The 26897-nt window shown below is 54.6% G+C and carries 22 protein-coding genes and 1 other annotated feature; of the genes, 16 read left to right on the top strand and 6 right to left on the bottom strand.

Translation table 11 applies throughout. The features are described from left to right. The first annotated feature begins 7 nt into the window (after positions 1-7). The 3 genes from gltB to NSQ73_RS27130 all read left to right on the top strand — a co-directional run bounded on the left by gltB (position 8) and on the right by NSQ73_RS27130 (position 6787). On the top strand, positions 8-4603 hold the full coding sequence (gltB, locus tag NSQ73_RS27140; protein WP_340989425.1) for a glutamate synthase large subunit: 4596 nt from the start codon (positions 8-10) through the stop codon (positions 4601-4603). Between the two features lie 473 nt (positions 4604-5076). Next, positions 5077-6003 carry an ABC transporter ATP-binding protein gene (locus NSQ73_RS27135; protein ID WP_340988989.1) on the top strand — a complete coding sequence of 309 codons (927 nt, stop codon included), beginning with the start codon at positions 5077-5079 and terminating at the stop codon, positions 6001-6003. Next, entirely contained in the window at positions 5996-6787 is a 792-nt protein-coding gene (locus tag NSQ73_RS27130; RefSeq protein WP_042134035.1) for an ABC transporter permease, read from the top strand. The genes NSQ73_RS27135 and NSQ73_RS27130 overlap by 8 nt, the downstream gene beginning before the upstream one ends. Positions 6788-6842: 55 nt before the next feature. On the opposite strand, the gene NSQ73_RS27125 is transcribed toward NSQ73_RS27130, so the two are convergent. Continuing rightward, positions 6843-7292: a bactofilin family protein gene (locus NSQ73_RS27125; RefSeq protein ID WP_171720501.1), complete on the bottom strand. Its 450-nt coding sequence runs from the start codon at positions 7290-7292 to the stop codon at positions 6843-6845. Between the two features lie 22 nt (positions 7293-7314). Beyond that, the gene (locus tag NSQ73_RS27120; RefSeq protein ID WP_340988988.1) at positions 7315-8538 is read right to left on the bottom strand and encodes a M23 family metallopeptidase; all 1224 of its coding nucleotides are present in this window, start codon (positions 8536-8538) and stop codon (positions 7315-7317) included. 213 nt (positions 8539-8751) lie between these two features. Between NSQ73_RS27120 and cls the strand changes: the two genes are divergently transcribed. Beyond that, positions 8752-10182, top strand: coding sequence for a cardiolipin synthase (gene cls, locus NSQ73_RS27115; RefSeq protein WP_340988986.1), 1431 nt, complete (start codon positions 8752-8754; stop codon positions 10180-10182). Between the two features lie 168 nt (positions 10183-10350). After that, a complete protein-coding gene (locus tag NSQ73_RS27110) occupies positions 10351-11259 on the top strand; it encodes a YitT family protein (RefSeq protein ID WP_039302151.1) in 909 nt (302 codons plus the stop codon). A gap of 192 nt (positions 11260-11451) precedes the next feature. Here the strand turns inward: NSQ73_RS27110 and ligD are convergent, their stop codons facing one another. The 3 genes from ligD to ku form a co-directional block, all read right to left on the bottom strand. Continuing rightward, positions 11452-12336, bottom strand: a complete 885-nt coding sequence (gene ligD, locus NSQ73_RS27105; RefSeq protein WP_340988985.1) for a non-homologous end-joining DNA ligase — start codon at positions 12334-12336, stop codon at positions 11452-11454. A gap of 175 nt (positions 12337-12511) precedes the next feature. Continuing rightward, positions 12512-13510, bottom strand: a complete 999-nt coding sequence (locus tag NSQ73_RS27100) for an ATP-dependent DNA ligase (RefSeq protein ID WP_256703720.1) — start codon at positions 13508-13510, stop codon at positions 12512-12514. Beyond that, a complete protein-coding gene (ku, locus tag NSQ73_RS27095) occupies positions 13503-14495 on the bottom strand; it encodes a non-homologous end joining protein Ku (protein ID WP_336103790.1) in 993 nt (330 codons plus the stop codon). The genes NSQ73_RS27100 and ku overlap by 8 nt, the downstream gene beginning before the upstream one ends. A gap of 214 nt (positions 14496-14709) precedes the next feature. Here ku and NSQ73_RS27090 point away from each other — a divergent pair, with 214 nt between their 5' ends. The 8 genes from NSQ73_RS27090 (at position 14710) to NSQ73_RS27055 (ending at position 22012) form a co-directional block, all read left to right on the top strand. After that, positions 14710-14889 carry a hypothetical protein gene (locus tag NSQ73_RS27090; RefSeq protein WP_042134045.1) on the top strand — a complete coding sequence of 60 codons (180 nt, stop codon included), beginning with the start codon at positions 14710-14712 and terminating at the stop codon, positions 14887-14889. Positions 14890-14901: 12 nt separating this feature from the next. Continuing rightward, positions 14902-15087 carry an H-type small acid-soluble spore protein gene (locus NSQ73_RS27085; RefSeq protein ID WP_039302140.1) on the top strand — a complete coding sequence of 62 codons (186 nt, stop codon included), beginning with the start codon at positions 14902-14904 and terminating at the stop codon, positions 15085-15087. Between the two features lie 443 nt (positions 15088-15530). Next, positions 15531-16541, top strand: coding sequence for a DMT family transporter (locus NSQ73_RS27080; protein WP_336103731.1), 1011 nt, complete (start codon positions 15531-15533; stop codon positions 16539-16541). A gap of 237 nt (positions 16542-16778) precedes the next feature. Beyond that, positions 16779-17270: a tRNA (adenosine(37)-N6)-threonylcarbamoyltransferase complex ATPase subunit type 1 TsaE gene (gene tsaE, locus NSQ73_RS27075; RefSeq protein WP_445669641.1), complete on the top strand. Its 492-nt coding sequence runs from the start codon at positions 16779-16781 to the stop codon at positions 17268-17270. Next, positions 17267-18100, top strand: a complete 834-nt coding sequence (gene tsaB / locus NSQ73_RS27070; RefSeq protein ID WP_340988984.1) for a tRNA (adenosine(37)-N6)-threonylcarbamoyltransferase complex dimerization subunit type 1 TsaB — start codon at positions 17267-17269, stop codon at positions 18098-18100. The genes tsaE and tsaB overlap by 4 nt, the downstream gene beginning before the upstream one ends. Continuing rightward, on the top strand, positions 18097-18621 hold the full coding sequence (rimI, locus tag NSQ73_RS27065) for a ribosomal protein S18-alanine N-acetyltransferase (protein WP_042134051.1): 525 nt from the start codon (positions 18097-18099) through the stop codon (positions 18619-18621). Before tsaB ends, rimI begins: the two co-directional genes overlap by 4 nt. After that, positions 18618-19667, top strand: a complete 1050-nt coding sequence (gene tsaD, locus NSQ73_RS27060) for a tRNA (adenosine(37)-N6)-threonylcarbamoyltransferase complex transferase subunit TsaD (RefSeq protein ID WP_340988982.1) — start codon at positions 18618-18620, stop codon at positions 19665-19667. The genes rimI and tsaD overlap by 4 nt, the downstream gene beginning before the upstream one ends. Before the next feature lie 395 nt (positions 19668-20062). Further along, positions 20063-20362, top strand: a binding site (T-box leader). 81 nt (positions 20363-20443) lie between these two features. Next, positions 20444-22012, top strand: coding sequence for a 2-isopropylmalate synthase (locus NSQ73_RS27055; protein ID WP_340988981.1), 1569 nt, complete (start codon positions 20444-20446; stop codon positions 22010-22012). 889 nt (positions 22013-22901) lie between these two features. On the opposite strand, the gene NSQ73_RS27050 is transcribed toward NSQ73_RS27055, so the two are convergent. Continuing rightward, the gene (locus tag NSQ73_RS27050) at positions 22902-24857 is read right to left on the bottom strand and encodes an ABC-F family ATP-binding cassette domain-containing protein (RefSeq protein ID WP_340988979.1); all 1956 of its coding nucleotides are present in this window, start codon (positions 24855-24857) and stop codon (positions 22902-22904) included. Between the two features lie 309 nt (positions 24858-25166). Between NSQ73_RS27050 and NSQ73_RS27045 the strand changes: the two genes are divergently transcribed. From NSQ73_RS27045 to NSQ73_RS27035, 3 genes are all read left to right on the top strand, one after another. Further along, entirely contained in the window at positions 25167-25826 is a 660-nt protein-coding gene (locus tag NSQ73_RS27045; RefSeq protein WP_171717506.1) for a 5-formyltetrahydrofolate cyclo-ligase, read from the top strand. Then, entirely contained in the window at positions 25817-26293 is a 477-nt protein-coding gene (moaC, locus tag NSQ73_RS27040; RefSeq protein ID WP_171717505.1) for a cyclic pyranopterin monophosphate synthase MoaC, read from the top strand. The genes NSQ73_RS27045 and moaC overlap by 10 nt, the downstream gene beginning before the upstream one ends. A gap of 90 nt (positions 26294-26383) precedes the next feature. Continuing rightward, positions 26384-26869 carry a MogA/MoaB family molybdenum cofactor biosynthesis protein gene (locus tag NSQ73_RS27035; protein WP_039302112.1) on the top strand — a complete coding sequence of 162 codons (486 nt, stop codon included), beginning with the start codon at positions 26384-26386 and terminating at the stop codon, positions 26867-26869. The last annotated feature ends 28 nt before the right edge of the window (positions 26870-26897 follow it).

The raw sequence follows: 26897 nt of genomic DNA, 5'->3' as shown, positions 1-26897 counted from the left end.
GCGTATGATGAGACACACTGAACTGCCCGGCAAACAGGGCCTTTATGATCCTCAGTTCGAAAAAGACGCTTGCGGCATGGGATTTGTTGCCCATATTAAAGGCAAACCGTCCCATGATATTGTTAGCAATGCTCTGACTATGCTCTTTAATATGGAGCATCGGGGAGGCCAGGGAAGCGAGCCGAACTCTGGTGACGGAGCCGGCATTATGCTGCAGATTCCGCACCGTTTCTTTGCCGGCGAAGCAGCGAAGCTTGGCTTTGAGCTGCCGGAACAGGGCCATTACGGCGTGGGCATGATCTTTCTGTCTCATAACGAGGAGATCCGGGCCCGCCACGAGGCGCTCCTGAGCGAGATTATCGCTGAAGAGGGCCAGCAGGTGCTCGGCTACCGTGATGTGCCTACCTTTGACGAAATGCTCGGCAAGACGGCCAAGGCTGCCAAGCCTTATGTGCGGCAGGTATTTATCGGCCGCTCTGAAGGAATTAAGGATGATCTTTCTTTTGAACGCAAGCTGTACGTGATCCGCAAACGTGCGGAGCTGTCGATCCGCTACGGCGGAGCAGAAGAGGGAGAATCCTTCTACGTACCGAGTTTATCCTGCAAGAAGATCGTATACAAGGGTATGCTGACTACTGTACAGGTTGGACAGTTCTACCTGGATCTGCAGGATGAGAAGCTGGAGTCGGCGATTGCGCTTGTCCACTCCCGGTTCAGTACCAATACCTTCCCAAGCTGGGAACGTGCCCACCCTTACCGCTTCATGATTCACAATGGCGAAATCAACACCCTTCGGGGCAATGTGAACTGGATGCATGCCCGCCAGTCGCTGTTCAAGAGTGAAGTGTTCGGAGAGGATCTCGGCAAGATCAAGCCGGTGGTTAACCCGGACGGCTCTGATACTGCGATGTTCGATAATACGTTCGAATTCCTGTACCTGAGCGGCCGCTCCCTGCCGCATGTTGCGATGATGATGGTTCCTGAGCCTTGGAGCAATCATGACAGCATGGACGAGAAGAAGAAAGCCTTCTATGAATTCCACAGCACCCTGATGGAGCCATGGGACGGGCCTGCCGCTATGGGCTTCACCGACGGCGTGCAAATCGGGGCGATCCTCGACCGTAACGGTCTTCGTCCTGCGCGTTATTATGTCACCAAAGATGATCTGATCATTCTGTCCTCCGAAGCGGGAGTCCTAGATATCCCGGCAGAGGATGTACTATACAAAGACCGCCTGAGACCGGGCCGTATGCTGCTCGTGGATACGAAGCAGGGCCGGATTATCTCTGATGAAGAGGTCAAGGCTGAAATTGCTTCGCAGCAGCCTTATCAGGATTGGCTGGATGAGCACCTGATCAGCCTCGATGAGCTTCCGGAAGCACCGGAGCTGCCGAATCCGAAGCATGATAACGTGCAACAGCTTCAGCAGTCGTTCGGTTATACCTTTGAAGATCTGCGCAAGGTGCTAGAGCCTATGGCTTCCACAGGTGCCGAAGCTGTCGGGTCCATGGGTTATGATTCACCGCTGGCGGTATTGTCTGACCGTCCGCAGCGGCTCTACAACTACTTCAAACAAATGTTTGCCCAGGTAACCAACCCGCCGATTGACGCGATCCGTGAAGAACTGGTGACGTCCACGGCGACAACGATCGGACCTGAACGCAATCTGCTAAAAGCAGAGCCGGAGAGCTGTCGTCAGATCTCGCTGGATTCTCCGATTCTCTCGAACGAGGATTTCGCCAAGCTGCGCCATGTACGCCGTGCCGGCTTCAAATCGATGTCCATTCCGATTCTCTTCCCGGCAGAGCTGGGGGCGGAAGGGCTGCGTATCGCTCTGGAGCGTATGAATGAGGCGGCAGACCGTGTTATGGCCAAAGGACATAATATTCTTATTCTGTCAGACCGCGGGGTAGACCGCGACAATGCTGCTATTCCGGCGCTGCTGGCTGTCTCCAGCCTGCATCACCATCTGATCCGCTCGGGAACACGGACCAAGGTCAGTATCCTGCTGGAATCCGGTGAACCGCGTGAAGTTCATCATTATGCGCTTCTGCTTGGTTATGGTGTCAGTGCGGTCAACCCTTATCTGGCCTTCGAGAGTCTGGATGATATGATCGGCCAAGGCCTGCTCCGCGGAATCTCGCATGAGAAGGCTGTGAAGAACTATATCAAGGCAGCTACGAAGAGTGTTGTCAAAATCCTGTCCAAAATGGGGATATCCACAATTCAATCTTACCGCGGCGCACAGATTTTTGAAGCTGTAGGCCTGAACTCGGAGTTCGTAGACCGTTACTTCACCTGGACACCATCCCGTATCGGGGGAATTGGCCTGGAGGAAGTGGCTCTAGAAGCACTTGCCAGCCATAACCGCGCCTTCACCGACAAAGACGGCAACGACAAGGTGCTGGATTCCGGCGGTGAATACCAGTGGCGGAGTGACGGGGAAGAGCATCTGTTCAACCCGCAGACGATTCATCTGCTGCAGCATTCCGTACGCAGCGGAGATTACGAGATGTACAAGAAATATGCGGCACTTGTTCAGGGCGAAAGCGAGAAACACCAGACTCTGCGCTCGATGCTGCAGTTCAAATCGACTAATGCACCCGTTTCGCTTGATGAGGTAGAACCGGCGGAATCGATCATGAAACGCTTCAAGACCGGCGCCATGTCCTTCGGCTCGATCAGCAAGGAAGCCCATGAGACATTGGCCATTGCGATGAACCGTATCGGCGGCAAGAGCAATACCGGCGAAGGCGGGGAAGATCCGGCGCGCTTCATTCCGGACGCTAACGGCGATTCCCGCCGCAGTGCGATCAAGCAGGTGGCATCGGGACGGTTCGGCGTAACCTCGAACTATCTGGTGAATGCCGACGAGATCCAGATCAAGATGGCACAAGGCGCTAAGCCGGGTGAAGGCGGACAGCTTCCGGGCCGCAAGGTATATCCTTGGGTTGCCGAAGTCCGCGGCTCTACAGCAGGCGTAGGTCTGATCTCACCGCCGCCGCATCATGATATTTACTCGATCGAGGATTTGGCAGAGCTGATCTATGATCTGAAGAATGCCAATCCTCGTGCCAATATTAATGTTAAGCTTGTATCCGAAGTCGGCGTAGGCACCATTGCCGCCGGTGTGGCCAAAGGCCGTGCCGATATTATCCTGATCAGCGGCTATGACGGCGGCACCGGTGCTTCACCGATGAACTCCATCCGTCATGCCGGACTGCCTTGGGAGCTGGGTCTGGCTGAGACACACCAGACACTGATGCTGAACAATCTGCGCGACCGTGTTGTACTGGAAACAGACGGCAAGATGCTCAGCGGGCGTGATCTGGCAGTAGCTGTTCTGCTTGGCGCTGAAGAATACGGCTTCGCTACTGCACCGCTGGTAGCTGTAGGCTGTATCATGATGCGTGTGTGTCAGATGGATACCTGCCCGGTCGGCGTTGCTACGCAGAATCCGGAGCTCCGCAAGAACTTCATGGGAGATCCGCAGCATGTCGTTAACTTCATGACCTTTGTAGCACAGGATCTGCGCGAGATTATGGCTGAGCTCGGCTTCCGCACCATTGAAGAAATGGTCGGCCGCACGGATTGCCTGGATGCGGTTCAGGCTTCGACCCACTGGAAGAAGAAGGGTGTCGATCTGAACAGCCTGCTGCATACACCGGCTATGCCGGAAGGAAGCACACGCTTCCGCAGCAAACACCAGAATCATGGCCTGGAAGAAACGCTGGATATGACTCACCTGCTCGATATTGCCGCTCCTGCACTGGAATCCGGCACAGCAGTTGAAGCATCCCTGCCGATCACGAACGTCAACCGTGCAGTGGGTACGATTCTGGGCAGCGAGCTGACGCGCAAATATGGCGCAGCAGGTCTGCCGGATGACACCATCAAGTTGTATTTCACAGGCTCGGCCGGACAAAGTCTGGGCGCATTCGTACCGAAGGGCATCACGATTACGGTCGAAGGCGACTCCAATGACTATGTCGGCAAAGGGCTGTCCGGGGGCAAGCTGATTATCAGACCGTCCCGTAAGGCAACCTTTGCCGCTGAAGATAATATCATCATCGGGAATACGGCGCTGTATGGAGCGACTGGCGGCGAAGCTTATGTCAGCGGGATTGCGGGTGAACGTTTCGCAGTCCGCAACTCCGGGGCGAATGTAGTCGTTGAAGGCGTGGGCGACCACGGCTGCGAATACATGACTGGCGGCCGTGTGGTTGTTCTGGGTGAAACCGGCCGCAACTTTGCGGCAGGGATGTCAGGCGGTATCGCCTACGTATATGATCCGGACAGCACGTTCATCAAACGCTGTAACCTGGAAATGGTATTGCTGGAGCGTGTAGAGGAGGCGGATGAAATCGCTGAGCTGCGTAGCCTGATTACCCGTCATACCGAGCTTACAGACAGCAATGCGGGCAGAGTGATTCTCGATTCATGGGATCAGGCCCTGCCGAAATTTGCCCGTGTCATTCCGAAGGATTACAAACGGATGATGGAGCAGATCCGCAAGGTGGAGCAGAATGGCCTGACCGGCGAAGCTGCCCTGATGGCTGCTTTTGAAGCGAATATGCGTGAGCTTGCCCGTGTCGGCGGCTAAGGTTTAAGCTTTCAACTTTTAAATGGCTCCGGTATTGCCGGTGTGCACTATACGATCAAGGGACAGTATTCTTACCCGTATCAGACGGGGAAGATACTGTCCCTTTTACTATTACTGCATTTCTTTCCTAATTTCAGGAAAAAGGAAAGCTATGGTAGAATATAAAAATGTATGAAACGATTTGCTGATACAGCGATAAGGTTAATATAGCTTGAACTGAAAGAGACAATATTAAGATGAGGGAGCGGAGGGGAAGTTTGGAACTGGAAGAGCGGAAGCGTCCGCCTTTAGGTTTGAATTTCTACCGCAATCAGCGGGATCAATCAGGAAATTCAAACCTAACAGCGGCTGGAAGTCCAAACATTTCCCGCAGTGAGGGTTACATCGAATTAGTATATCTTTGTTCATCTATGGTTCACCTTATCCGAAAGCGCAAGGCCGTTTCATCCAAACCGACGAAAGGAAGTGAAGTTATGCCGAATACGGCAGAAGTTGTGAAACCTGTGGCCAGCCTGATGGGGGTTACCAAAAAGATCGGCTCCAAAACGCTGATCAGCGACTTGACCCTCGATATTCCGCCCGGGCAAATCTTCGGATTCCTGGGTCCGAACGGTGCCGGTAAAACAACTACCATCCGCATGATGGTAGGGCTTATTTCCATTAGCCGAGGGGATATTCTCATCTGCGGACGCAGTATTAAAGATCATTTTGAAGAAGCGATAGCGAATGTAGGGGCGATTGTGGAGAATCCGGAAATGTACAAGTTCCTTACCGGATACCAGAACCTGCGCCAGTATGCCCGCATGGTCCCCGGTGTGACCAAGGAGCGGATTAATGAAGTAGTAGAGCTGGTAGGTCTCGGCCAGAGAATCAACGACAAGGTTAAGACCTATTCTCTGGGGATGCGCCAGCGGCTGGGTGTGGCCCAGGCACTGCTGCACCGGCCGAAGCTGCTGATTCTCGATGAGCCGACCAACGGGCTGGACCCGCAGGGCATCCGCGAGCTGCGCGATTATCTGCGCCTGCTGTGCCAGAAGGAAGGTACTACTGTTTTTGTCTCCAGCCATTTGCTTGCTGAAATGGAACTCATGTGTGATAGTGTGGCGATTATCCAGAACGGCCGCCTGATCGAAGTGAAACAGCTTAAGGCTGTAGGCAATGTGCTGGTGCCGGTGGGTGAGACCCTGTTCGAAGTGGATCAGCCTGAAGCTGCGCTGGAACTGATGGGCCGTGGAGTGGTGAAGGACGGGGGCATTGCTGTAGAGGCGGTGCGGGAGGAAATTGCCGAGCTCAACGCGAAGCTGGTGGCCGGCGGAATTAAAGTGTACAGCATCAAGCCGCTGTTCCGGTCACTGGAAGATCAATTCTTGGAGATTACAGGAGGTGAAGGCATTGGGTGAGTTCGCTGCTCTCATACATAATGAGAATATCAAAATTTACAGACGTCTGCGCACATGGATTATGCTGTTCATTCTGGCGGTTATGAGTGCGCTGTTTCCGGCGCTAATCCATTTCACCAGTGGAGGCAATGAGGTAACGATCGGGTTATGGGACAGCTTCCAGACTACCGTAGCGATCGCTTTTTTCCTGAACACCATCTTCACAGCACTGGTGGCTGCTGACTCCGTTGCGGGCGAATTCACCTGGGGAACGATTAAGCTGCTGCTGATCCGCCCTTGGAGCCGCTCCAAAATCCTGCTCTCGAAATATATATCGATGGTGCTCTTCAGCTTGTTCAGCACTCTGCTGCTAATCGTGTTTGGTTATGGCTCAGCCCTGATTTTCTCGTCCTCGGCCGTGGATTCGATAGGGGGGCCGACGATGGCCTGGAGCCAGGGGGAATACGTTTTTCTGACGATTATGTGCGCCTACATTGAGCTGTTTCTCACAGCAGCCATTGCCTTTATGATCTCCAGCGTATTCCGTTCCAGCGGCCTTGCGATTGTACTGTCGCTGTCCATCATGTTCACCAAAGATATCTTTATCGCCATCTTCAGCCCGGAACGGTATGAGTGGGCCAACTATCTGATTTTTGCCCATATGAATCTAAGCGGCTATCTGCTGTCGGACACCGGCCCCGGAGGCGCTACGTTAGGATTCGCAATTGCTGTCCTCGCGGTGTATTACGTTATTTTCATGCTAGTCTCTTGGGTTGTATTCCGTAAAAGAGATGTCGCTGCTTAATGTAATACAGGGCTGCACAAGGACTGGAAGCAAGCATATGCGGGGTTATGCCCGCTCAGCCTGCTTCCAGTTTGTTCTGTTTATGGGAACCCCGCTTACCTGCCTTGTCCGCAGAACCATCTGCCTGAAGCCCGCCCGCTGTCTCTGTGGCGGGCTGTTCGGCCATGGCTACGGACCCATTCAGCACGCTGCCTTCCATAATACTCAGTGCGCCGGCTGCGATATTACCGTGCAGCTGTCCGGTTTCGGTCATGATCAGCTTCTGGTTGGCGGTCACGTCGCCGTAGACCTTGCCGGCGATAATAACCTCCTGCGCCTTAATGCTGGAGTGGACCGTTCCCTGTTCGCCGACCGTAACTGTCCCCTGGCACAGGATTTCCCCGCTGAAATTCCCTTCAATCCGCAGATTGGTATCGCAATGGACTTTACCTTCAAGTGTGCCTCCATGTCCGATAAGTGAATCGGTCGATTTATATGGAGCACTTTGTTTGCGTTTGTTCCACATGCCTGCATTCCTCCTTGTATTCTTAAGGTTTAACATAATTCAGCGGATTCACCGGCTTATTCTGCTTCACAACCTGGAAATGGAGATGGGGACCCGTGCTGCGTCCGGTATTGCCGAGCATACCAATTTGCTCCCCTTTGCTGACCTTGTCACCGGGCGAGACCACCATGCCGTTCAAATGCATATACCAGGTTTCCAGCCCGTTCGCATGCTTGATAATGATATATTTGCCTCTGGCGCCCAGCTGGTCGGCAGAAGTGACCACACCTTCCATCGCTGCGTATACAGGGTCACCGATGCGGCCGGCAATATCGATTCCGGAGTGGTAGGCAGAGACCCCCTTGAAGGGATCAGAACGATAACCGAAGCTGGAGGTGATCACCTTCGAGCCTGTGGGCCAGAGGACAGCCGGGGCCAGTCTCGCTTTTTCTTCACGTGCCTTCTTGGCCAGCAGGTTAGCCTCCAGGGTGTTGGCTTTTTCGGCCTCTGTAATTGTAGTGGAGATACGGCTGACCATTTCCTCCAGCATCGTTTTTATTTCTTCGTAGTCGTCTCTTGTTTCCTGAACCAGCTCCAGCGGGTCATTGGCATATACAGCAATGTACTCCCCGCCGACCTGGGGGGGCACTGTACTTCCTAATGCAGCGGTAACTACCCCGAAACGGAAATCAACTGCAGACAAAGTGCCGGAAGAGGTGTCTGATGGATGCTCTGCAAGGAACGGAGCCGTACTTGAACGGCTTATGGTTCCCTTGACGTCTCCCTTAGTTCCGCTTGCAGCAACTTTGGCTGATGCGGCAATGAACGGCTGGCTGCTTGCGGCAGAAGCTGCAGAGGCAGTGGGTTCATTGTCTGTACCGGAAGAAGAGGTCGTCTCTTTCTCAATCAGCGACTGCAGCTGCTGCTCCAGTTCAGAGACACTCTTCAGCTTGTCTTTAATGCTCTGGGCTTCCTCCGAGAGCTCGGTCACCTGGCTGCGGAGCTGCAGCAGCGCCTGGTCCTTGTCGGCGACCTTGAGCTCCATCCGGATATTCGTCAGCGATAGTGCCGCAGCTTCGGCTTCCAGCTCGGAAATGGACCGGGAGGCATGAATATGCATGGAGGTGACCAGACTGGAGAGAGACAGGGCAGCCGCAGCAGGCAGGGCGAAGGCAAGCGGCTTGGACAGCTGCAGCTGTCTGACAGGCCGTCCGGCCTCACGGACGACGAGCAGCGTAATCTTTTTATGATCGGGCTGACTCTTCATAACATCTCCTTCCTGCGGCCTTTAGCAGCCGCGTGGTATGAACTGAGTGAATCCAACATTGCTATAGAGCGGGGCTCATCCGATTCGTCCTACTACTCTATGTATTCCATTCCTCTGGCGAACATGACAACGGTTTGCTTGAATAAAGAAGGAGAGTTACGGCAAGACCTGTAGTAGATCATCTTCAATAACATAACTTTTAGGAGGTCCGGGATGAGGATATTCGCAGTTATCTTAAGTCTTTTTATCATACAGATTGCCATTATCGTTATATCGGAGTTCCGCCGTCCGCAGAGGGCACTGGCCTGGATATGCATTACCTTCTGCTGTCCGCCGCTGGGGCTGCTGTTCTATTATTTCCTCGGGCGGGATTATTGGCAGAGCCGGAAGCTTGGCAAACGGTGTGTGTCCCTGCTGCGGGAGATCCGCGCCCATGTTGCCGGCAAAATCCATATCGTCAAAAGCACGGCAGAAACCGGAAATCCGGGGTTTGAGAACCGTAAAGAACTGCTGCATTTGCTCTCAGGCCTGTCAGAAAGCCACATTACAAGCCATAATCAATGTCAGGTGCTCAATAATGCCGGGGATGCCTATAAGGCGATGCTGGATGTTATGGAGAATGCGCAAGAGCATATCCACATGGAATTTTATATTTTCCGGGATGATGATATTGGCAGGCAGTTTCAGGAGATTATGATCCGCAAGGCGCGTCAGGGGGTTAGGGTGCGTCTGCTGTGTGATGGGCTTGGGAGTCATCAGTTGAGCCGGAGATTCGTGAATACGCTCAAGAACGCAGGAGTGCAGGTTCACTTTTTTCTGCCGCCGCTTACTTCGCTGCTGGACCGCCGCTTCAATTACCGCAATCACCGCAAGATACTCGTGGTTGACGGGCTGACGGGCTTCACCGGGGGAATGAATGTAGGTGATGATTATCTGGGAAAAGACCCCAAGATGGGCTATTGGCGAGATACACATCTTCATGTTGAAGGGGATGCTGTGTATCATCTGCAATATGTGTTTCTCAAAGACTGGAGACTGGCAGCCGGTGACACTATGAGCCATCCGCGGTTTTTTCCTGTTCATGCCTGCAGCGGGCCGGATGCTGTGCAGATTGTAGCCAGCGGGCCCGATGGGGCGGTTGATGCCACACAGGAAATGTTTTTCGCTTCACTCTGTGCGGCGAAGGAGCGCATCTGGATGACCTCCCCGTATTTCATTCCGGACCCGGCCATTTGCCGGGCGCTCAAGAATGCGGTGCTCAGCGGAGTGGATGTGAGGATCATTATCCCGGCGAAGCCGGACAACAAGCTGGTGTATAAGGCAACCCTGTCTTACCTTGAGAATCTGCAGGATGCCGGAGTGAAGTTCTACCGCTATACAAGAGGCTTCATGCACGCCAAAGTGATGATTATTGATGACGTGCTGGCAACGGTAGGCAGTGCGAATCTGGACATGCGCAGCTTCTATTCCAACTTTGAACTGACGGCTGTTCTGCTCCGTCCGGCGATTATTGCAGAACTGGCAGAGGACTTCAGCCAGGACCTGAAGCACAGCGAATTCATCGATCCCAAAAAGTTTAGGGAGAGAGCGCATAATGTCAAACTGATTGAGGGGCTCTGTCAGCTCTTATCGCCGCTTTTATGACATAAAAGGTGAAGTAAGCATCGTTTATCGAAGGTTATATCATGTTCCATGCGTTATTTGAGCTTCCTTTATGATATAATAGGAATATAAGAAGCAAAGGGGAGAAAGCGCAGCTGTGAAGTCTGCTTTCGTATACTTCTTAGATATACTATTTATAGGGGGAGTTCTATGACTGTAAGCCAACAAATCTTTACGAGTGAGGAACAGAAGAAGCCTCAGAAATCAGGAGCCTTCAAGACAGCGAAGCTGGCCCAGCGGATTGTGATGATTGTCATCGGAGCGGCCATGATGTCTGTTGCGCTTGAGATTTTTCTTGTTCCCAATGAGTTGATTGACGGCGGAATAACCGGTATTTCCATTATGTTGTCCCATATTTTCAATATACCTCTGGGTATTTTATTGACACTGCTTAACCTGCCGTTTCTGGTGATCGGTTATAAGCAGATTGGTAAGACCTTTGCCTTATCTACTTTATTTGCTGTAGTTGTAATGTCCATTGGGACGCAATTGCTCCATCCTGTGAATCCGATTACGGTTGAACCGCTGCTTGCGGCAGTATTCGGTGGGGTTATCCTCGGGGTCGGGGTCGGACTCGTGGTACGTTATGGAGGATCGCTTGATGGTACTGAGATTGTGGCCATCCTTGTGTCCAAGAGGCTTCCGTTCTCCGTAGGGGAAGTTGTAATGTTCTTCAACCTGTTTATTCTTTCCGGCGCGGGTTTTGTCTTCGGCTGGAATAATGCGATGTTCTCGCTGATTGCCTATTACATTGCTTTTAAATTAATAGATATTACACTTGAAGGTCTGGATCAGTCGAAATCGGTATGGATTATCAGTGATAAATTCCGTGATATCGGTGAAGCATTGACGGAGCGTCTGGGACGCGGAGTGACGTATCTGGATGGTGAAGGCGGATTCTCCGGCGATAACAAGAAAGTTATCTTTGTAGTCATTACCCGTTTGGAAGAAGCCAAGCTTAAGTCCATTGTAGAAGATTGGGATTCTGACGCATTCATCGCGATCGGTAATATCCATGATGTCAAAGGCGGCCGCTTTAAGAAAAAAGCAATCCATTAGCGAGTACGGTATAACCGGAGCGCTTCCGAAGGAAGGTATATTTACGAACGTCAGAGTAATCAATGCGGCGGCCTGTGCTTGCTGCGCCGTATTCTCATATATAATACCTTCCGTCCATATGCTGGACGCCAAATAAGCCCGCAGCCTAGAGTATAGGTAACTGCGGGCTTATTGCTGTCTTCAGGGCCATTCTCAGGGCAGCTTGGCAATAATATCACCCACCGGCTGCGGAGGGACCTGGGCGATAAGATCGCCCATCCGGGCCAGACGCTCCTCAATGTTCAGCAGATGGTAATCGGTAGGCTTGACGTTACGCTGCACTTCCTCCCACAGGAGGGGCGTTGAGACGGTTGCCAGCGGACGGGCCCGCGGGGTGTATGGGGCAGCAAGAGTTTTGCCGCCGTAATGCTGGAGGTAATCGAAATAGATTTTGTCCCCGCGGTTTTTCTTCAGGCGCTCCAAAGTGAACAGGTCGGGACGCTTCTCCGTAACATAGCGGCCGACGAAATGGCCTGCCCGGCGCAGGCCGTCGAAGGTGACTCCCGGCTCCACCGGAACAATGATCTGCACACCGGTGGCACCGGAGGTCTTGGGTACAGATTCCAGTCCCAGGGACTTCAGTACCTCGCCCACCGTAGCGGCTGCCTCCATAATACGCGGCTCGACCTCAAGCGAGGGGTCCAGATCAATCATCCATTCGCAGGGGAGCTCACTGCCCGCATAATGCAGCGAGGGATGGAATTCGAGCGCGGCCAGATTGCCGAGCCAGAGCAGCTCCGGGAGCCCCTGCAGCACAATATAGGTAATATTCTCATGAGTTGCTGTATGCACGAATTCCGGCAGCGGCTCGGGGGCATTCTTCTGGTAAAAGGACATCCCCGGAACACCATGAGGGTAGCGGATTACCGTGAGCAGCCGTCCCTGGCAGTAGCGCAGCAGATAAGGAGAGAGCGCGGCCAGCTTAAGCAGATAGATCTGCTTGGTGATGCCGCGTTCAGGCCATAGCAGCTTATCCGGGTTCGTAATGCTGATCTCATGTCCCCCTGCGGTAATGGAGCCTCTGATCGTCTTCGGCATGCGGCATCCTCCTTGTATAGTTATACGAGCTTGAGGCGTAGTCAGGTGAGACTTTAGGCAAGGCTCAGGCAATGCAAGGCTCGTGCAAGGCTTAGACTAGACATAGTCAAGGCTCAGACAGGGCTCAGGCAAGATTAGGCAGCTCAGGTAAGGCTCAGGCCCGGTGATCCCGTTACTACGTCTGTGTTCTCTGGTCCATGCGGCAGGACAGCGGAGGGAGCTCTACCTGTGACTGTATGACCGGCTGGCGGAAGGTTCCGGAAGTATTCCATTCCAGATAGTGCAGCTTGAACACCAGCTCAGGCTTAATCCAGACCGATCCTTTACTGCGCTGGGGCAGCTCTGCAAAAGGCATCTGCTCTGTGATCATGCCGCTGATCTGTGCGGTCAAATTCCGCCAGTCCTGTACGGTCATTTTGCCCGCTCCTGCATGGCCGATATAGTGCAGCTTGCCCTCATCATCATACAGTCCGAAGAGCAGGGCGTTGACCAGACCGTCACGGAAGGTGACGCCGCCGGCTACAGCAGTGACATCGGAGATAATTTTGCATTTCTGCCAGCGCTTATCTTTGCCTCCCGGGGCATAGGTACTGGTGAGCTCTTTGCATACAATCCCCTCCAGCCCGCCCTTCAGAGCGGCAGCGTACAGCTGTGCGGGCTGATGGTAGCTTGGCACATTCTGCACATGGGGATGGGGCAGCAGCATTTCACTTAACATCTGCTGCCGCCGGGACAACGGCTGGTCCAGCAGCCAAATGCCATTGCAGTACAGGATATCGAAGACCATGTAGAGCACCGGCACCTGCGGGCTTACCGCCCGGATCGCTGCTTCATTCTTCAGGCTATCCCTCCGCATCACCTCATGGAAGGAGGGCTTGCCGCCGCTGAGCGCAATAATCTCACCATCGAGAATGACGGAACCGGCCCGGCAATACGCCTCCGGTCTGGCAAGCTCAGGATACTGCAGCGTGCGCCGGTTGCCCCGCCGGTTGATCAGCTCGGCATGGCTTCCATCGTAATAGGAGAGCATCCGCACGCCATCCCATTTGATCTGGGCGATCCACTCCTCGCCCTCCGGGAGCCTGGAGGCCAGCACGGGCTCGAATGGAATAACCGGCTGCAGCGTAAGCGGACCGCCAATAACGGGAGGTGCGGATGACCTGCTCCTAGGCACCGGTTACCTTGCTCTTGGCCGTCCGGCGTTTCGGCTTCGGAGCGATGACCGGAATCGGGCCAGTTGCCTCGTTAACTGCCGGCACTTCCGGTTCAGGGGCAGGGGTTCCGGAGGCTTTGGCCTGTGCCGTTTTTTTCTTACCGGCCGCAGCCGCCCGCGGCTTTTTGCCTGTACCGGTTCCTGTGCCGGACAGTGAAGGTCCGGGGTCGGACGGAATATGCTGTACAGCTTCGATACTGGCCTGCAGGGCAGCCATCAAATCGATGACATTGTTCTCCTGGCGTGCCGGAGCAATATGGAATTCCTCACCGGCGATCTTGTGCGTGATCAGGTCAAGCATCCGCTGGCGGTAATCGTCCGTGTATTTAGCGGGTTCAAACGGTGTGGACAGCTGGGAGATCAGCAGCTTGGCCATATCCAGCTCTTTGTCGTTCACGATCCCCGGCTCCGGCAGACCGGGGACCTGCGATACCGGACGGACCTCGTCCGGGTAATAAATGGTTTCAATCGCCAGGCAGTCGGCGAGGACGCGGATCGCAGCCAGACTGCTTTTGGAGCGGATGGAGATTTTGGCGATCCCGATTTTGCCGGTCTGGCGCATCGCCTCCATGAGCAGACGGTAGGCGTTGGCACCGGCCTGATCGGGAGACAGGTAATAGGTCTTTTGGAAATAAATCGGGTCGATCTCCGTCAAATCCACAAAATCCAGAATCGTAATGCTCTTGCTGCTCTCCTCGGTTAGCTGATCCAGCTCTTCCTTATCGAACAAGACAAACTTGCCCTTCTCATATTCGTAACCCTTGCCGATCTCTTCCCAGGCCACTTCCTTCTCGCACACGGGGCATTTACGCACGTAGGATAGCGGGCTTCCGCATTCTTTATGGATGTAACGCAGCGAGATATCCTTGTCTTCCGTAGCGGAGAACATTTTGACCGGAACATGCACAAGCCCAAAACTGATGGCTCCTTTCCAAACGGTATGCATGAGAATCGCCTCCTGAGTATAAGTGCTGTTTATAATTGCTGTATCATGAGTTCACGATCAATATGGCTTAGTATGACGCGACGGGGCTTTTTCTAGCCGGATGCATTATTTGCGATTCATGGGAAAAAATAAAGCCGTTCAGCATACGCATTGCACAGTGAATGGGACATTCATTGCTGGTCATTGCTGGATAGTCATGCAAAGGGAGGCCGTTATGGAAAAAGAGCGGAACAACTGGAGCGACGTCCTGTCCGAGCAGGATATCCCGGCGGAGGCTGTCGATTGGGAGAGCATTATTGCCGAGCCCGGGGAAGAGGAGCTGTACGGCGAAGCCGGACTGCTGGATGCTGATGCAACCATCGGTGAACTTTCTGCAGAAGATGAGGATGAATAGGGAGGCGACAAAATGGATGTGAAACGTGCGGGGGATATTTATGCCTCCAAGGATAGGATTGCTGTCCATCTCGATGGTGAACCGGTATGGATTGAGCATGTGGATGCCGATAATGGCATGGCGACTGTACAAGTAGGCTCGCGGCCTGATAATACACGGACCGTTGGCGTAGACCGGCTGGAGGAGCAGGGAAGTTAGATAGGCTGATGCCTCCTTAGGCAGTGGCCGGATGGGGTAGAGAAAAGGACGGATAGGAACGAAACGAACAAGAACGGATAAGGCAGATAATAAGAGTATATAAAACCGGTTGAGGAGGTATCCGATCAGCCGGTTTTTTTGTAGTTTAGAAATTATGTGATGAGCAAGTTGCTACGGCGAACCGAGCCAAATGTATGCAAAAAACCGAGTAGAATGTGCCACTGGGAAGATAAAAGAGCCAAATGTATGCGAAAAACTGAATACAATGTGCTGGAGGGGGCTGGCTGGTGAACATAAAGGGGGAGGTCTCTTTAAATCCGCCAGAAATTGGCCAGAGCGTCATCCGGCAAAAAGATCATATTAGAGCTGACACAAAGGTTGACGGAATGCGCCATAACCCCCTATATTTGGGGGAAGAATTTTGACGAAAAGAGATGATAGGCGTGCGTCCCATTTTGCTTGGCGTATGTTCGGCGCTGTTTTTTGCGGTAACATTTGTGCTTAACCGTAGGATGGAGCTTGCGGGAGGAAGCTGGGCCTGGAGCGCCTCGCTGCGTTATTTCTTTACCCTGCCGTTTCTGCTGGCCCTTGTGGCCGGAAGAGGGCGGCTGAGGCCGCTGCTGGCTGCGATGAGAGAACGTCCGGGGGCCTGGCTGCTATGGGGGACAGTCGGCTTCGGCCTGTTCTATGCGCCTATATGCTTCGCGGCTGCGTATGCACCCGGCTGGCTGACAGCGGGGACCTGGCAGATCACGATTATCTCGGGTTCGCTGCTCGCCCCATTCTTCGGACAATGGGTAAACGGTCCTTCCGGTTCTGTATACATAAGAGGTAAAATCCCGCTCCGCGGGCTGCTCCTGTCCCTGATCATTCTGGCCGGAGTAGCGCTGCTGCAAGTGGAACATGCGCGCCAGCTGACTCCATCCCAGCTGCTGCTGGGCATTATTCCGGTACTTATTGCTTCATTCGCCTATCCGCTCGGCAACCGCAAGACGATGGAGCTCTGCGGAGACCGGCTGGATGTGTTCCAGCGGATTCTCGGCATGACGCTGGCCAGCCTGCCCTTCTGGCTGGCAGTCGCATTATATGGCCTGGCAGACGCGGGCCTGCCGTCGTCCTCGCAAGCGGGACAGTCCGTGATCGTTGCCCTATCTTCAGGAATAGTGGCTACCGTACTCTTCTTCCGGGCTACGGATATGGTCCGGGGCAGCATGAGCGGCCTGGCGGCAGTTGAGGCGACCCAGTCCCTGGAGGTGCTGTTTGCCCTGCTGGGTGAGATGCTGATTCTGGCTTCCCCGCTGCCATCCCTCCTGTCATGGGTTGGGATTGCGGTCATTATTGCCGGCATGGCGCTGCACAGTCTGTTCTCCCGGTATCCGGGAGAAGCGGCATCCGGCAGAGAGAAGCGGCGCGGAGGAGCTGAAGTTCCTGCAGCCGGAAGGAAGGTTACATAATGAGAATCCGTGCAGTTAGCTCTGTACACTGGCTCCATATACAGATAACAGCGGCCTGTTGCGGTGCAAGTATCATACCGATATAATTAAAAGTATTGTTAACCGTTAAGGGATATCAAGTAGAAACGGCTACGCCGTCCTTGAAGGACGGTACCCGTTTCAGCGAGAAATAGAAGGATAAAGTATAGCGTAAAACATATCCTTTCTTATATTTTCTAAAAGGTGGTAGTTGCAGTTTTGGACAATAATATTGAAACGGTGTTTACTTACCGTTCCTCCAGCCTTCAGGACACTGAGGCGCTTGCAGCCGCCATCGCAGCCGTGTCGGAGCCGGGGATGGTGATCGGCCTGGACGGGGATCTGGGCGCGGGCAAAACCGCGTTCTCGCAGTGCTACGCCCGCCACTTAGGTGTGGAGGGGATTGTGAACAGCCCTACTTTTACAATTATCAAAGAGTATGAGGGCCGTCTGCCGCTGTATCATATGGATGTATACCGGATTTTCCTCCAGGAAGCGGATGAGCTGGGGCTGGAAGAGTATTTCTACGGCCAGGGAGTAAGCCTGGTGGAGTGGAGCAGTATCATTACGGACCTGATGCCGCCGCGGCATTTGCATATAGAGCTGAAGTCAGCCGGCCCGGAGAAGCGGGAGATTACGGTAACCGGAATCGGGGAGCCTTACGGCGGAGTGTGCCGGGTGCTGATCCAGAAGTGGGGTAAAGAAACATGACGAATCTTAATAATGAGCCGCGCAAGCGGTTTTTGGCGCTGGATACATCAACGGCTGTGCTGGGGGTGGCAGTTACCGGGAACAGGGAGCTGTTGCATGAGATTAATGCTTCCGGGGAACGGAATCACTCGGTACATCTGCTGCCGATCATTGAACAGGCGCTGCAGGCCTCGGCTACGGCGGCAGACATGATCGGCGGAATTGCAGTCGGTGTCGGTCCGGGATCGTATACCGGGACAAGGATTGCTGTAACTGCAGCCAAAACGCTGGCCTGGGCCTGGAACGTTCCGGTCACCGGGGTGTCCAGCCTGCATGCGCTGGCGTGGGGCGGTTATCATGCCGCGGCTCTCCAGCAGGAAGCCGGACAGGCTGATGTGACGACCGCGAACGGGACAACGGGTCCGGACTGGATCATCCCGCTGATCGACGCGCGCCGTGGACAAGCCTACACTGCGCTTTTTGCAGCGGACGGGTGCAACCCTCCGCAGCGGCTGGCGCCTGATGCCATCCGTCTGATGGCAGACTGGGTGCGTGAGCTAGGAGAACGGCTGAAGGACGCTGCAGCGGAAGGCGTGATGCCGGGCACCCTATGGTTCACCGGGGACACGGCACTGCATGGAAGTGCAGAATCGCTGGCCCCGCTAGCCGGGGCTGGCATTGTTCAGGCACTGTCTTACGAACTCGAAGGCCGCTGGACCGGATTCTTGGCCGAAGCGGGCATCTATGAGGAAAGCGCAGATATTCACGTATTGATTCCCAATTATACGCAGCTTACCGAAGCGGAGGCTAATCTCCGCCGAAGCAGTGAAGGGAGCCTGAATAAAGGATGACGGTATCGGAACCAGGAAAAGATCAGGGGACTGAGCTTGTTTTTCGCCTGATGCGGCTTGAGGATATACCTGAGATTCTTGTGATTGAACGCGAAGCCTTCACGATGCCATGGACGGAGGAAGCGTTCCGCAACGAGCTGAGCCATAATCATTTTGCCAAATATATGGTAATGGAGCTGGCCGGGCATATCATCGGCTACGCCGGGATGTGGGCGATTGTCGATGAGGCGCATGTAACGAATATTGCGCTGCTGGAGGCCTATAGGGGACGTAAATGGGGAGACCGGCTGCTGGACGAGCTGATGAAGACGGCGGCGTATCTCGGGATGAAATCGATAACACTTGAAGTGCGGGTCTCGAACGAGGTGGCCCAGAATTTATACCGCAAAAAAGGCTTCCGTCCTGCCGGCACCCGCAAGGGTTATTATTCGGACAACCGCGAGGATGCACTCATCATGTGGGCGGATCTGCCGGAGTACGGGGAGCAAGGGTTGACGGAAGGAAGCGTGGACTTGAAATGAAGACCGGAACGGGCGCACTTAAGCCTGTATATATACTTGCAATTGAAACGAGCTGTGACGAAACTTCAGTAGCTGTAGTCAAAGACGGCTGTGAAGTGTTATCCAATATTATCTCCAGCCAGATTGAGACCCACCGGGCATTCGGCGGCGTGGTGCCTGAAGTGGCCTCCCGCAAGCATGTAGAGGTGATCACGCTGGTTATTGAGGAAGCCTTGAACGAGGCGGCAATCTCGCCGCAGGACCTGACGGCAGTCGCGGTCACCCAGGGTCCGGGGCTTGTCGGGGCGCTGCTGGTCGGTGTCGTGGCGGCCAAAAGCCTGGCGCTGGCCTGGGGCAAGCCGCTCATCGGCACCCATCATATTGCCGGCCATATCTATGCCAACCGGCTGGTCAAGGAACTGCAGTATCCCAATATGACGCTGGTGGTATCCGGCGGTCATACGGAGCTGGTCCTGATGGAACGGGAAGGCGAGTTCAAGATCATCGGGCGCACCCGGGACGATGCTGTCGGCGAGGCTTACGACAAAGTGGCCCGGGCGCTGGGCTTTCCTTATCCGGGCGGTCCACATGTGGACCGGCTGGCGCGGGAAGCAGAAGAAGCCTTCCCGCTGCCGCGTGTATGGCTGGAACCGGGTTCGTATGACTTCAGCCTCAGCGGCCTGAAGTCTGCGGTGCTCAATGCGGTGAACCAGAGCAAGATGAAGGGGCTGGAGCCGGATGTGGCCGGAATCGCCCGAGGCTTCCAGGAATCGGTTGTTGAGGTACTGGTTGAGAAGGCTGTGCGTGCCGTACGTGAGTTCAGCGCTGGGCAGCTTTTGCTCTGCGGTGGGGTGGCTGCGAACAAGGGCCTCCGTGAAGCGCTGACCTTGAGATGCGCCGCAGAAGGGATCGAGCTGATCATCCCGCCGCCGGTGTATTGCACGGATAACGCAGCGATGATCGGGGCCGCAGCTTATGTGAAATGGAAGCATGAAGGCGGGATTCCGCTGGATATGGTCGCCGATCCTGGCTTCTCGCTGGAGAAATGGTCTGTATCTGCCTATTGACTTCTTTTGGAGAAGCCGGGTATAATCAGTTCAATTCATGAATCTTATATTTGAACAAACGCGATGATTGGAAGCAGTAAGGAAACTCCGGGATAAGAGAGCTGCGGGAGGGTGCGACGCAGTCGAAGGAGACCTGAACTCGTCCGGGAGCGGAGCGGTGGAAGCAGGGAACTCCTTGAACAGGGAGTGCTGGCCGGTGCAGAATGCAGACCGGGCCCTTTTGTACACCGTTACGGTTGACCTCCGTAAGAGGGTTGTTGAGTGGATACCGCAGGCGCAGCAGAAGAGTTGCTGACCCGGGTATCAACAAGAGTGGTACCGCGAGGGTGAACAACCTGTCGTCTCTTGAATGAGACGGCAGGTTTTTTTGTGCGCTTGTATAGGCATTCATAGAATTACACGCAATGAACGGGAGCAGTAGACGGCCAAGGTGAACAGAGAGCTGCGGGTGGTGCGACGCAGTCACCGGAGGCCGGCGAATCTCGCCCGTGAGCGGAACGGCGGAAAGAGCTTCAAGTACGCCGTTACGGAGGTCCCCGTTACCGGACTGTTCGTATCCCCCGGGCTACCCTTACGGGAGCAGGGAGATATGAAGCGGAGCTGGACGCAGCTTGGGCTGCCTGAATGGAATGAGGTTCAGGAGCCTATGCGTCAAAAAGAGTGGTACCGCGGAGGGGTGACCCGCCGTCTCTTTAATTAGAGACGGCGGTTTTTTGTGTTTTTTGAAGTTGAGCTGGTAGGCTGGCTGTATGAACCCAATTTGAGGAGGATGAACAATGATTATTCCGGTAAAGAAACGAATTCAGATTTTTGATACGACGCTGCGTGACGGAGAGCAGGCCCCGGGGGCTAGCCTTACCCCGGAGCAGAAGATCATTCTGGCCGGCAAGCTGGCCGAGCTGGGCGTGGATGTCATGGAACCGGGCTTCCCTGTATCCAGTCCGGGTGACTTTGCAGCGGTAGAGACCATCTCCCGCAAGATTCAGGGCGTAGAGATCTGCGGCTTCGCCCGCGCGGTCAAAGGGGATATCGATGCTGCTGTGCGGGCAACGCGGGATGCGGAGCGGCGGCGGATTCATCTGTTCATCTCCTCCTCTGACATTCACCTGCGCCATCAGCTGCGCAAGAGCAGACCTGAGGTAGTTGCCGCCGCACGCGAAATGACAGCCTATGCCCGCCAGTTCAGCGATGTGGTGGAATTCACTGCCATGGATGCTGCACGGACGGGAATCGATGATCTGATCGAGATGGTCGAGGCGGTGATTGAAGAAGGTGCAACCATTATTAATCTGCCCGACACGGTAGGGTATGCGCTGCCGCAGGAATACGGGGAGATGTTCCGGCGTGTGCGGCTCGGTGCGCGGGGCGGCGACAAGGTCATCTATAGCGCCCATTGTCATAACGACCTGGGGCTGGCCGTGGCGAACAGCCTGGCGGCGATTGCCGGCGGTGCCACACAAATTGAGGTCACCGTCAACGGAGTGGGCGAGCGGACCGGCAACTGTGCGCTGGAGGAGCTGGTTATGGCGCTGGAAACACGGGGGGATTCTATCGGTGCTGAGACGGGCATCCGGCTTGAGAAGCTGTACGATACCTCGCGTATGATCAGCGGGGCCATGCATTTCCCGATCGCCTTCAACAAGCCGGTCGTCGGCCGGAATGCCTTCCAGCATGAATCCGGCATCCATCAGGACGGCTTGCTCAAGGACCGCAGCACCTATGAGATTATGGACCCGGAACGGCTGGGCATCCCGCGCAGCATGATCATTCTCGGCAAGCATTCCGGCAGGCATGCCCTGAAGGACCGCGCAGCGAAGTACGGGATTGCCCTGGATTCAGCGGAGCTGGACGCGCTCTATGAATCCTTCAAGGAAACCGCTGACCGCCAGAAGGCCGTCAGCGATGATGAGCTGCTGCGGATGGTCAGCAGCACCACCGGGCAGCAGGCGCAGGTCTATGCGCTCGGCGAGGTGCAGGTACTGGCAGGCAGCGCGCCGCGCCGCGTAGCCGCCGTATCGTTGCGCCATCTGCAGAGCGGCGCAGAAACCACGCACACCAGCACCGGAGACGGTCCGCTGGAAGCGATCATTGCCGCCATCGGGCAAGGGATCGCTGAGGATATCCGCTTCGACGGTCTGGAGCTGCACTCCCTGGGCAGCGGCGGGGATGCCCAGGCTGAGGCTGCCGTTATGGTGGAATGGAAGGACACCAAGTTCCGGGGGACGGCCATCCATCACGATATCGTAATGGCAGCGGGAATTGCTTACATTGCCGCCTGCAATGCAGCACTGCTGTCAGAATCGGCTGCGGATTCTCCGGAAACGGAAACTGCGGTGAACAGCTAAGCATTACCCTGCATGCAGCATTAGACACTTCATGGACGCGTCTTGCCGATGTCACTCAGACACGGCGGGGCGCGTTTTTTTAGCGGATAACTCCGAAGAAGCGGTGCAAGCAAGAAGCTGGGATGGGGTTGGCTGGTGCCGGCGGCCGGAAACAGGTGGATTTTCTCCACTTGCTTATGAACAGAGGAGCTCTTGCCGGGAAACAGTTGGATAATCAGCACTTAATAGGCTGCAAATGTCCAGGCTAGAGGAAATTCATGAATTTAAATGACGTTTATCCACTTAATGATCTGAAACGCTCCAAAACAGCCAAATTAAGATACGTTTATCCAACTAAATTATTATGCATCGTGGAGGCCCATTAACGCCCTTTCATGCACCTGAAGGGGAAGTGTACTCGCGGCAACGTCCGCCAGAAATTTTTTCCGCAGGAAAGTGCACTTCGGAAGCATCAGCAGTCTCCGGATTTTCACCGATAACAGAAAGAAGAAATCTGGAGAGCACAGCGATGGGAACAACGGTCCTGCTTTTATCCCTTAATCAGCAAATTTTGATCCATTGCGGCTTTTGTCAAGCTGTGGACAACGTTATCCACATATTCCGCACGAGTTGTGTAAAAACCGTGTAAAATCAGCAATAACGCCTTTTTTTCGAAGGCCATAAACAGAAGGTTATACCTTGAATCATTTTTGTGAAAACTGTGGATAATGTGGATAATTCGGTGGATAAAAAGTCCTTGACAAGGAAAATAGCGATTTTACGCATAAAAAAAGCCCCGGAGGGCTATTTTTCAACAGGAGTTATGCACGAAAACTGTGGATGGCGCTGTGGATAACTATTTATGAACAAATCGGAAACAGTTGAATTTTATTTTTTTACTGCCTTTACATTATTCGTCAGCCAGTTTCTCCCATTCGCTAAATAAATCTGCCAGCTGCTGTTTCTTGTCCTTCAGATCACTTTCATGCTCCTGAAGCGCCAGGTAATCCTGATAAATCTCAGGTTTGGTCATTTCATGCTCAATCCCGGAGATGGCTTCCTCCAGCCTGGCGATATTCTCCTCAAGGTCAGAGATCCTCCGCTGGCGGTTGCGCTCCTCACGCTTGGCCTGTTTGTCTGCTTCATAAGAGAGCGAGGTCCCTTTCTCGGCAACAGCAGCCTCGCTGTCCGCATTCCGGGAGGACTTGGCGGCGGCAAGCTCCGCTTCCTCCTCGGCAATGGCTTCAAGTTCACTTTTTTTCTCGACATAGTCGTCATAGTTACCGAGATATTGATCAATACCGCCAGGATGCAGCTCGAGCACCCGCTCAGCCATTTTGTTCAGGAAATAACGGTCATGGGAAATGAACAGCAATGTGCCTTCAAAATCAATCAGTGCCGCTTCCAGCACCTCACGGCTGACCAGATCCAGATGGTTGGTAGGCTCATCGAGAATCAGCATGTTGGCCCCGCGCAGCATCAGCTTGGACAGGGCGACACGTGCTTTCTCACCGCCGCTGAGCGCGGCTACCCTCTTCAGGACATCTTCGCCGCTAAACAGGAAATTGCCGAGAATGGTGCGAATCCGTGCTTCCTCCAGCATGGGGTACTCGCTCCACAGCTCTTCCAGAACGGTGTTGCGCGGATTCAGCCTCGTCTGCTCCTGATCATAGTAAGCGATCTTCACCTTGGTTCCCCAGTTGACCGTTCCGGCGGATGGTTCACGGGTGCCGGTCATGCACTGCAGGAGCGTGGACTTGCCGATACCGTTCGGACCGATCAGCGCCGCTGTCTCGCCGCGTCTAAGCTCAAAGGAAGCATTGCGGAACAGCGGGGCAGCCCCTTCGTTAAAAGCTACTGCGACCTCGCGGACCTGCAGCACTTCCTTGCCGGACATGAAGTCAGGCTCGAAGGAGAAGCTGGCCTTCTTCAGATCGCCCAGCGGCCGGTCGATGCGCTCCATTTTGTCGAGTGCCTTGCGCCGGCTCTGCGCCCGCTTGGTGGTGGAAGCCCGCACAATATTGCGTTGTACGAAATCCTCCATCCGCGAAATCTCGTCCTGCTGCTTCTCATATTGCTTCATGCGGATCTCATATTCCGCTGCCTTAAGCTCCATATAGCGGCTGTAATTGCCTGTGTATCTGCGGGACTGGTGCCGCTCAATTTCCACTATGGTCGTGACCAGTCTGTCGAGGAAATACCGGTCATGGGAGACCACAAGGATACCGCCGGGATATCCGCGCAGATAATCCTCCAGCCAGGTGAGCGTCTCAATATCCAGATGGTTGGTCGGCTCATCAAGCATAAGCAGATCAGGGGCCTGCAGCAGAATGCGCGCCAGTGCCAGGCGTGTCTTCTGACCGCCGCTGAGCGTAGCGATCGGTGTCTCGGGTGCAAATTCCCCGAAGCCCATACCATGCAGGACGCTGCGAATCCGCGTGTTCATCTCGTAGCCGCCATGATCCTTGAACCAGTCTGAACGTCTGGCGTAGCGCTCCAGCAGATCCTCATAACGCTTCGGATCTTCCGCTAGCGCCGGATCAGCGATATCCGTTTCCAGCTGCCGCAACTCCGCCTCCGCCTCAAGCAGCGGCGCAAAAACAGCGAGCATCTCTTCCTGAATGGTTTTATCGGATTGCAGGCCGCTGTTCTGGGCCAGATACCCTATTGTGGTTTCTTTGGATTTATGAATTTGCCCGCTGTCATACGACATCTCGCCTGCGAGAATCTGCAGGAAGGTGGACTTGCCGGCCCCGTTGACGCCTACCAGACCGACTCTTTCCTTCTCATTGACCATCAGGCTGATGCCGTCCAGCACGCTTTGTATTCCATATGATTTCGAAATTCCTGTCGCTTGAAGAAGCATTCTGATGAAACCTCCGCCCTTGCATATTCGCCTTGGCTCATTACGCCCGGCTTGTAATAATCTTATTCTATAGTTTACATGAAAAAGGTTTGCCGCGCGAGGGGGCTGCATCATTCCTGAGGGCCCTGACGGCGGCAGATCAGCTGTCCGGGCTCCCGGCATTTCACGGCGGGGCGGTCAAAGACAGTGCGCAGAACATTCTTCTAACAATGTAAATGCCGTAGCCTTGGCGAACCGGGGAGAAGAGTGGTAAACTGAGCTTACAAACTATGATAAGCTAGGAACATGTTGAAGAGGAGGCGGCTGCCTATGCAGGATAGCAGCATGCGGCTTGCTCTCCGGAAGCGTGAGCTGCGGGCCGGGAAGGCCGCTCTCCGGGACGGACTATCCGTGGAACAGAGAGGCCGGTTGTCTGCTCTGGTATGCAGTCATGCCTTGACCTGGTTCTCTCAGGAGCAAGGGGATTCACTGCTGGCCTATGCCCCGTTCCGCTCTGAGCTGGATTGCCGCCCACTGCTGGCTGAGGCTTGGGCCAGAGGACATGAAGTGCTGCTTCCGAGGGTCATCCGGGAGAGCGGAGTCCTGAGCATCCATCCGGTCCGGTCCTGGGAAGAGCTTGCTCCGGGAGCTTACGGTATACCGGAGCCAGTAACAGAAATAGCCGGACCCGGCTTATATGCCGGCAAGAGTGAGAGATCCGGCCTGCCGGATGCCGTATTCGTACCCGGCCTGGCCTTCGACTTGCGCGGCGGGCGGCTCGGCTATGGGCAGGGCTACTATGACCGCCTGCGGGCAGCGTGGGAAGCAGAGCTTCCTGAATCTGCCGCCAGGCCCCTGTGGGTGGGACTGGCTTTTAGCCTGCAGCTGGTACCTGAAGTGCCGCTGGAAGAGCATGATGCCTTAATGGATGTGCTGATTACGGAGAACGGCATTTGGGACTGCCGGAAGGAGAGGAAGACATGGAGTTAACTCATTTCAATGAACAGGGCAGAGCCCGCATGGTGGATGTGAGCGAGAAGGAAGTCACCAGCCGGACAGCGGCGGCGCGAAGCCGGGTGCAGATGGACCCGGAGACGCTTGCCGCCATTAAAGCGGGCAGAATCAGCAAGGGAGATGTGCTCGCCGTAGCCCAGGTTGCGGGAATTATGGCTGCCAAGCAGACCTCCGCCTGGATTCCGATGTGCCATCCGCTGCCGCTTACCGGGGTGGATATCAGCTTCTCGGATAACAGCAAAGATGAACTATATATAGAAGCAACCGTCAAGACTACCGGCAAAACCGGAGTGGAGATGGAGGCGCTGACTGCAGTTTCAGCAGCGGCGTTGACCGTATACGACATGTGCAAGGCGCTGCAGAAGGATATGATTATCGGACCTACCCTGCTGGTGTCCAAGAGCGGCGGCAAGAATGGCGATTACGCGCTGGAGGAAGAATAGCTAACAGCATGAGACTTACGCTGAAGGTGCGGGCAGCGGCTGTATCAAGCAGCCGGACTTACATAGTACATAGAGAGGGAGGGACAACCTATGGCGTGGAAAACAGCAATCCTGACGGCCAGCGATAAAGGGGCCAGAGGCGAACGGGAAGACACGAGCGCCCAGGTTATTCGGGAACTGGTGGAAGAAGAGCTTGGAGGCGAGATTGTAGAATACCGGATCGTACCCGATGAGCAGGATGAGATTATTGCTGCATTGATTGAACTGACGGATTATTTCCAGGCGGATCTGGTGCTGACTACCGGAGGAACCGATCTGGCGATCCGCGACGTTACACCGGAGGCTACACGGCGTGTCATTGAACGTGAAGTCCCTGGACTCTCCGAGGCGATGCGCAGCACAGTGATGCAGAAGAACCGGGCGGTGATGCTGTTCCGGGGAATCTGCGGCATCCGCGGCCGGACATTGATTGTCAATCTGCCCGGCAATCCTAAGGGTGTGCATGAGAACCTGGCGGCTATTATGGATCAGCTGCCTGAAGCCTTGCTGATGGTTACCGGACAATACCGCCAATAACAGCTCATGCTCGTTAACTTCCGCATGA

Origin of the sequence: Paenibacillus sp. FSL R10-2736 (assembly GCF_038000245.1) — a bacterium.
GTDB classification, from domain to species: domain Bacteria; phylum Bacillota; class Bacilli; order Paenibacillales; family Paenibacillaceae; genus Paenibacillus_AQ; species Paenibacillus_AQ phytohabitans.
This window is presented reverse-complemented; position numbering and strand designations above follow the sequence as displayed.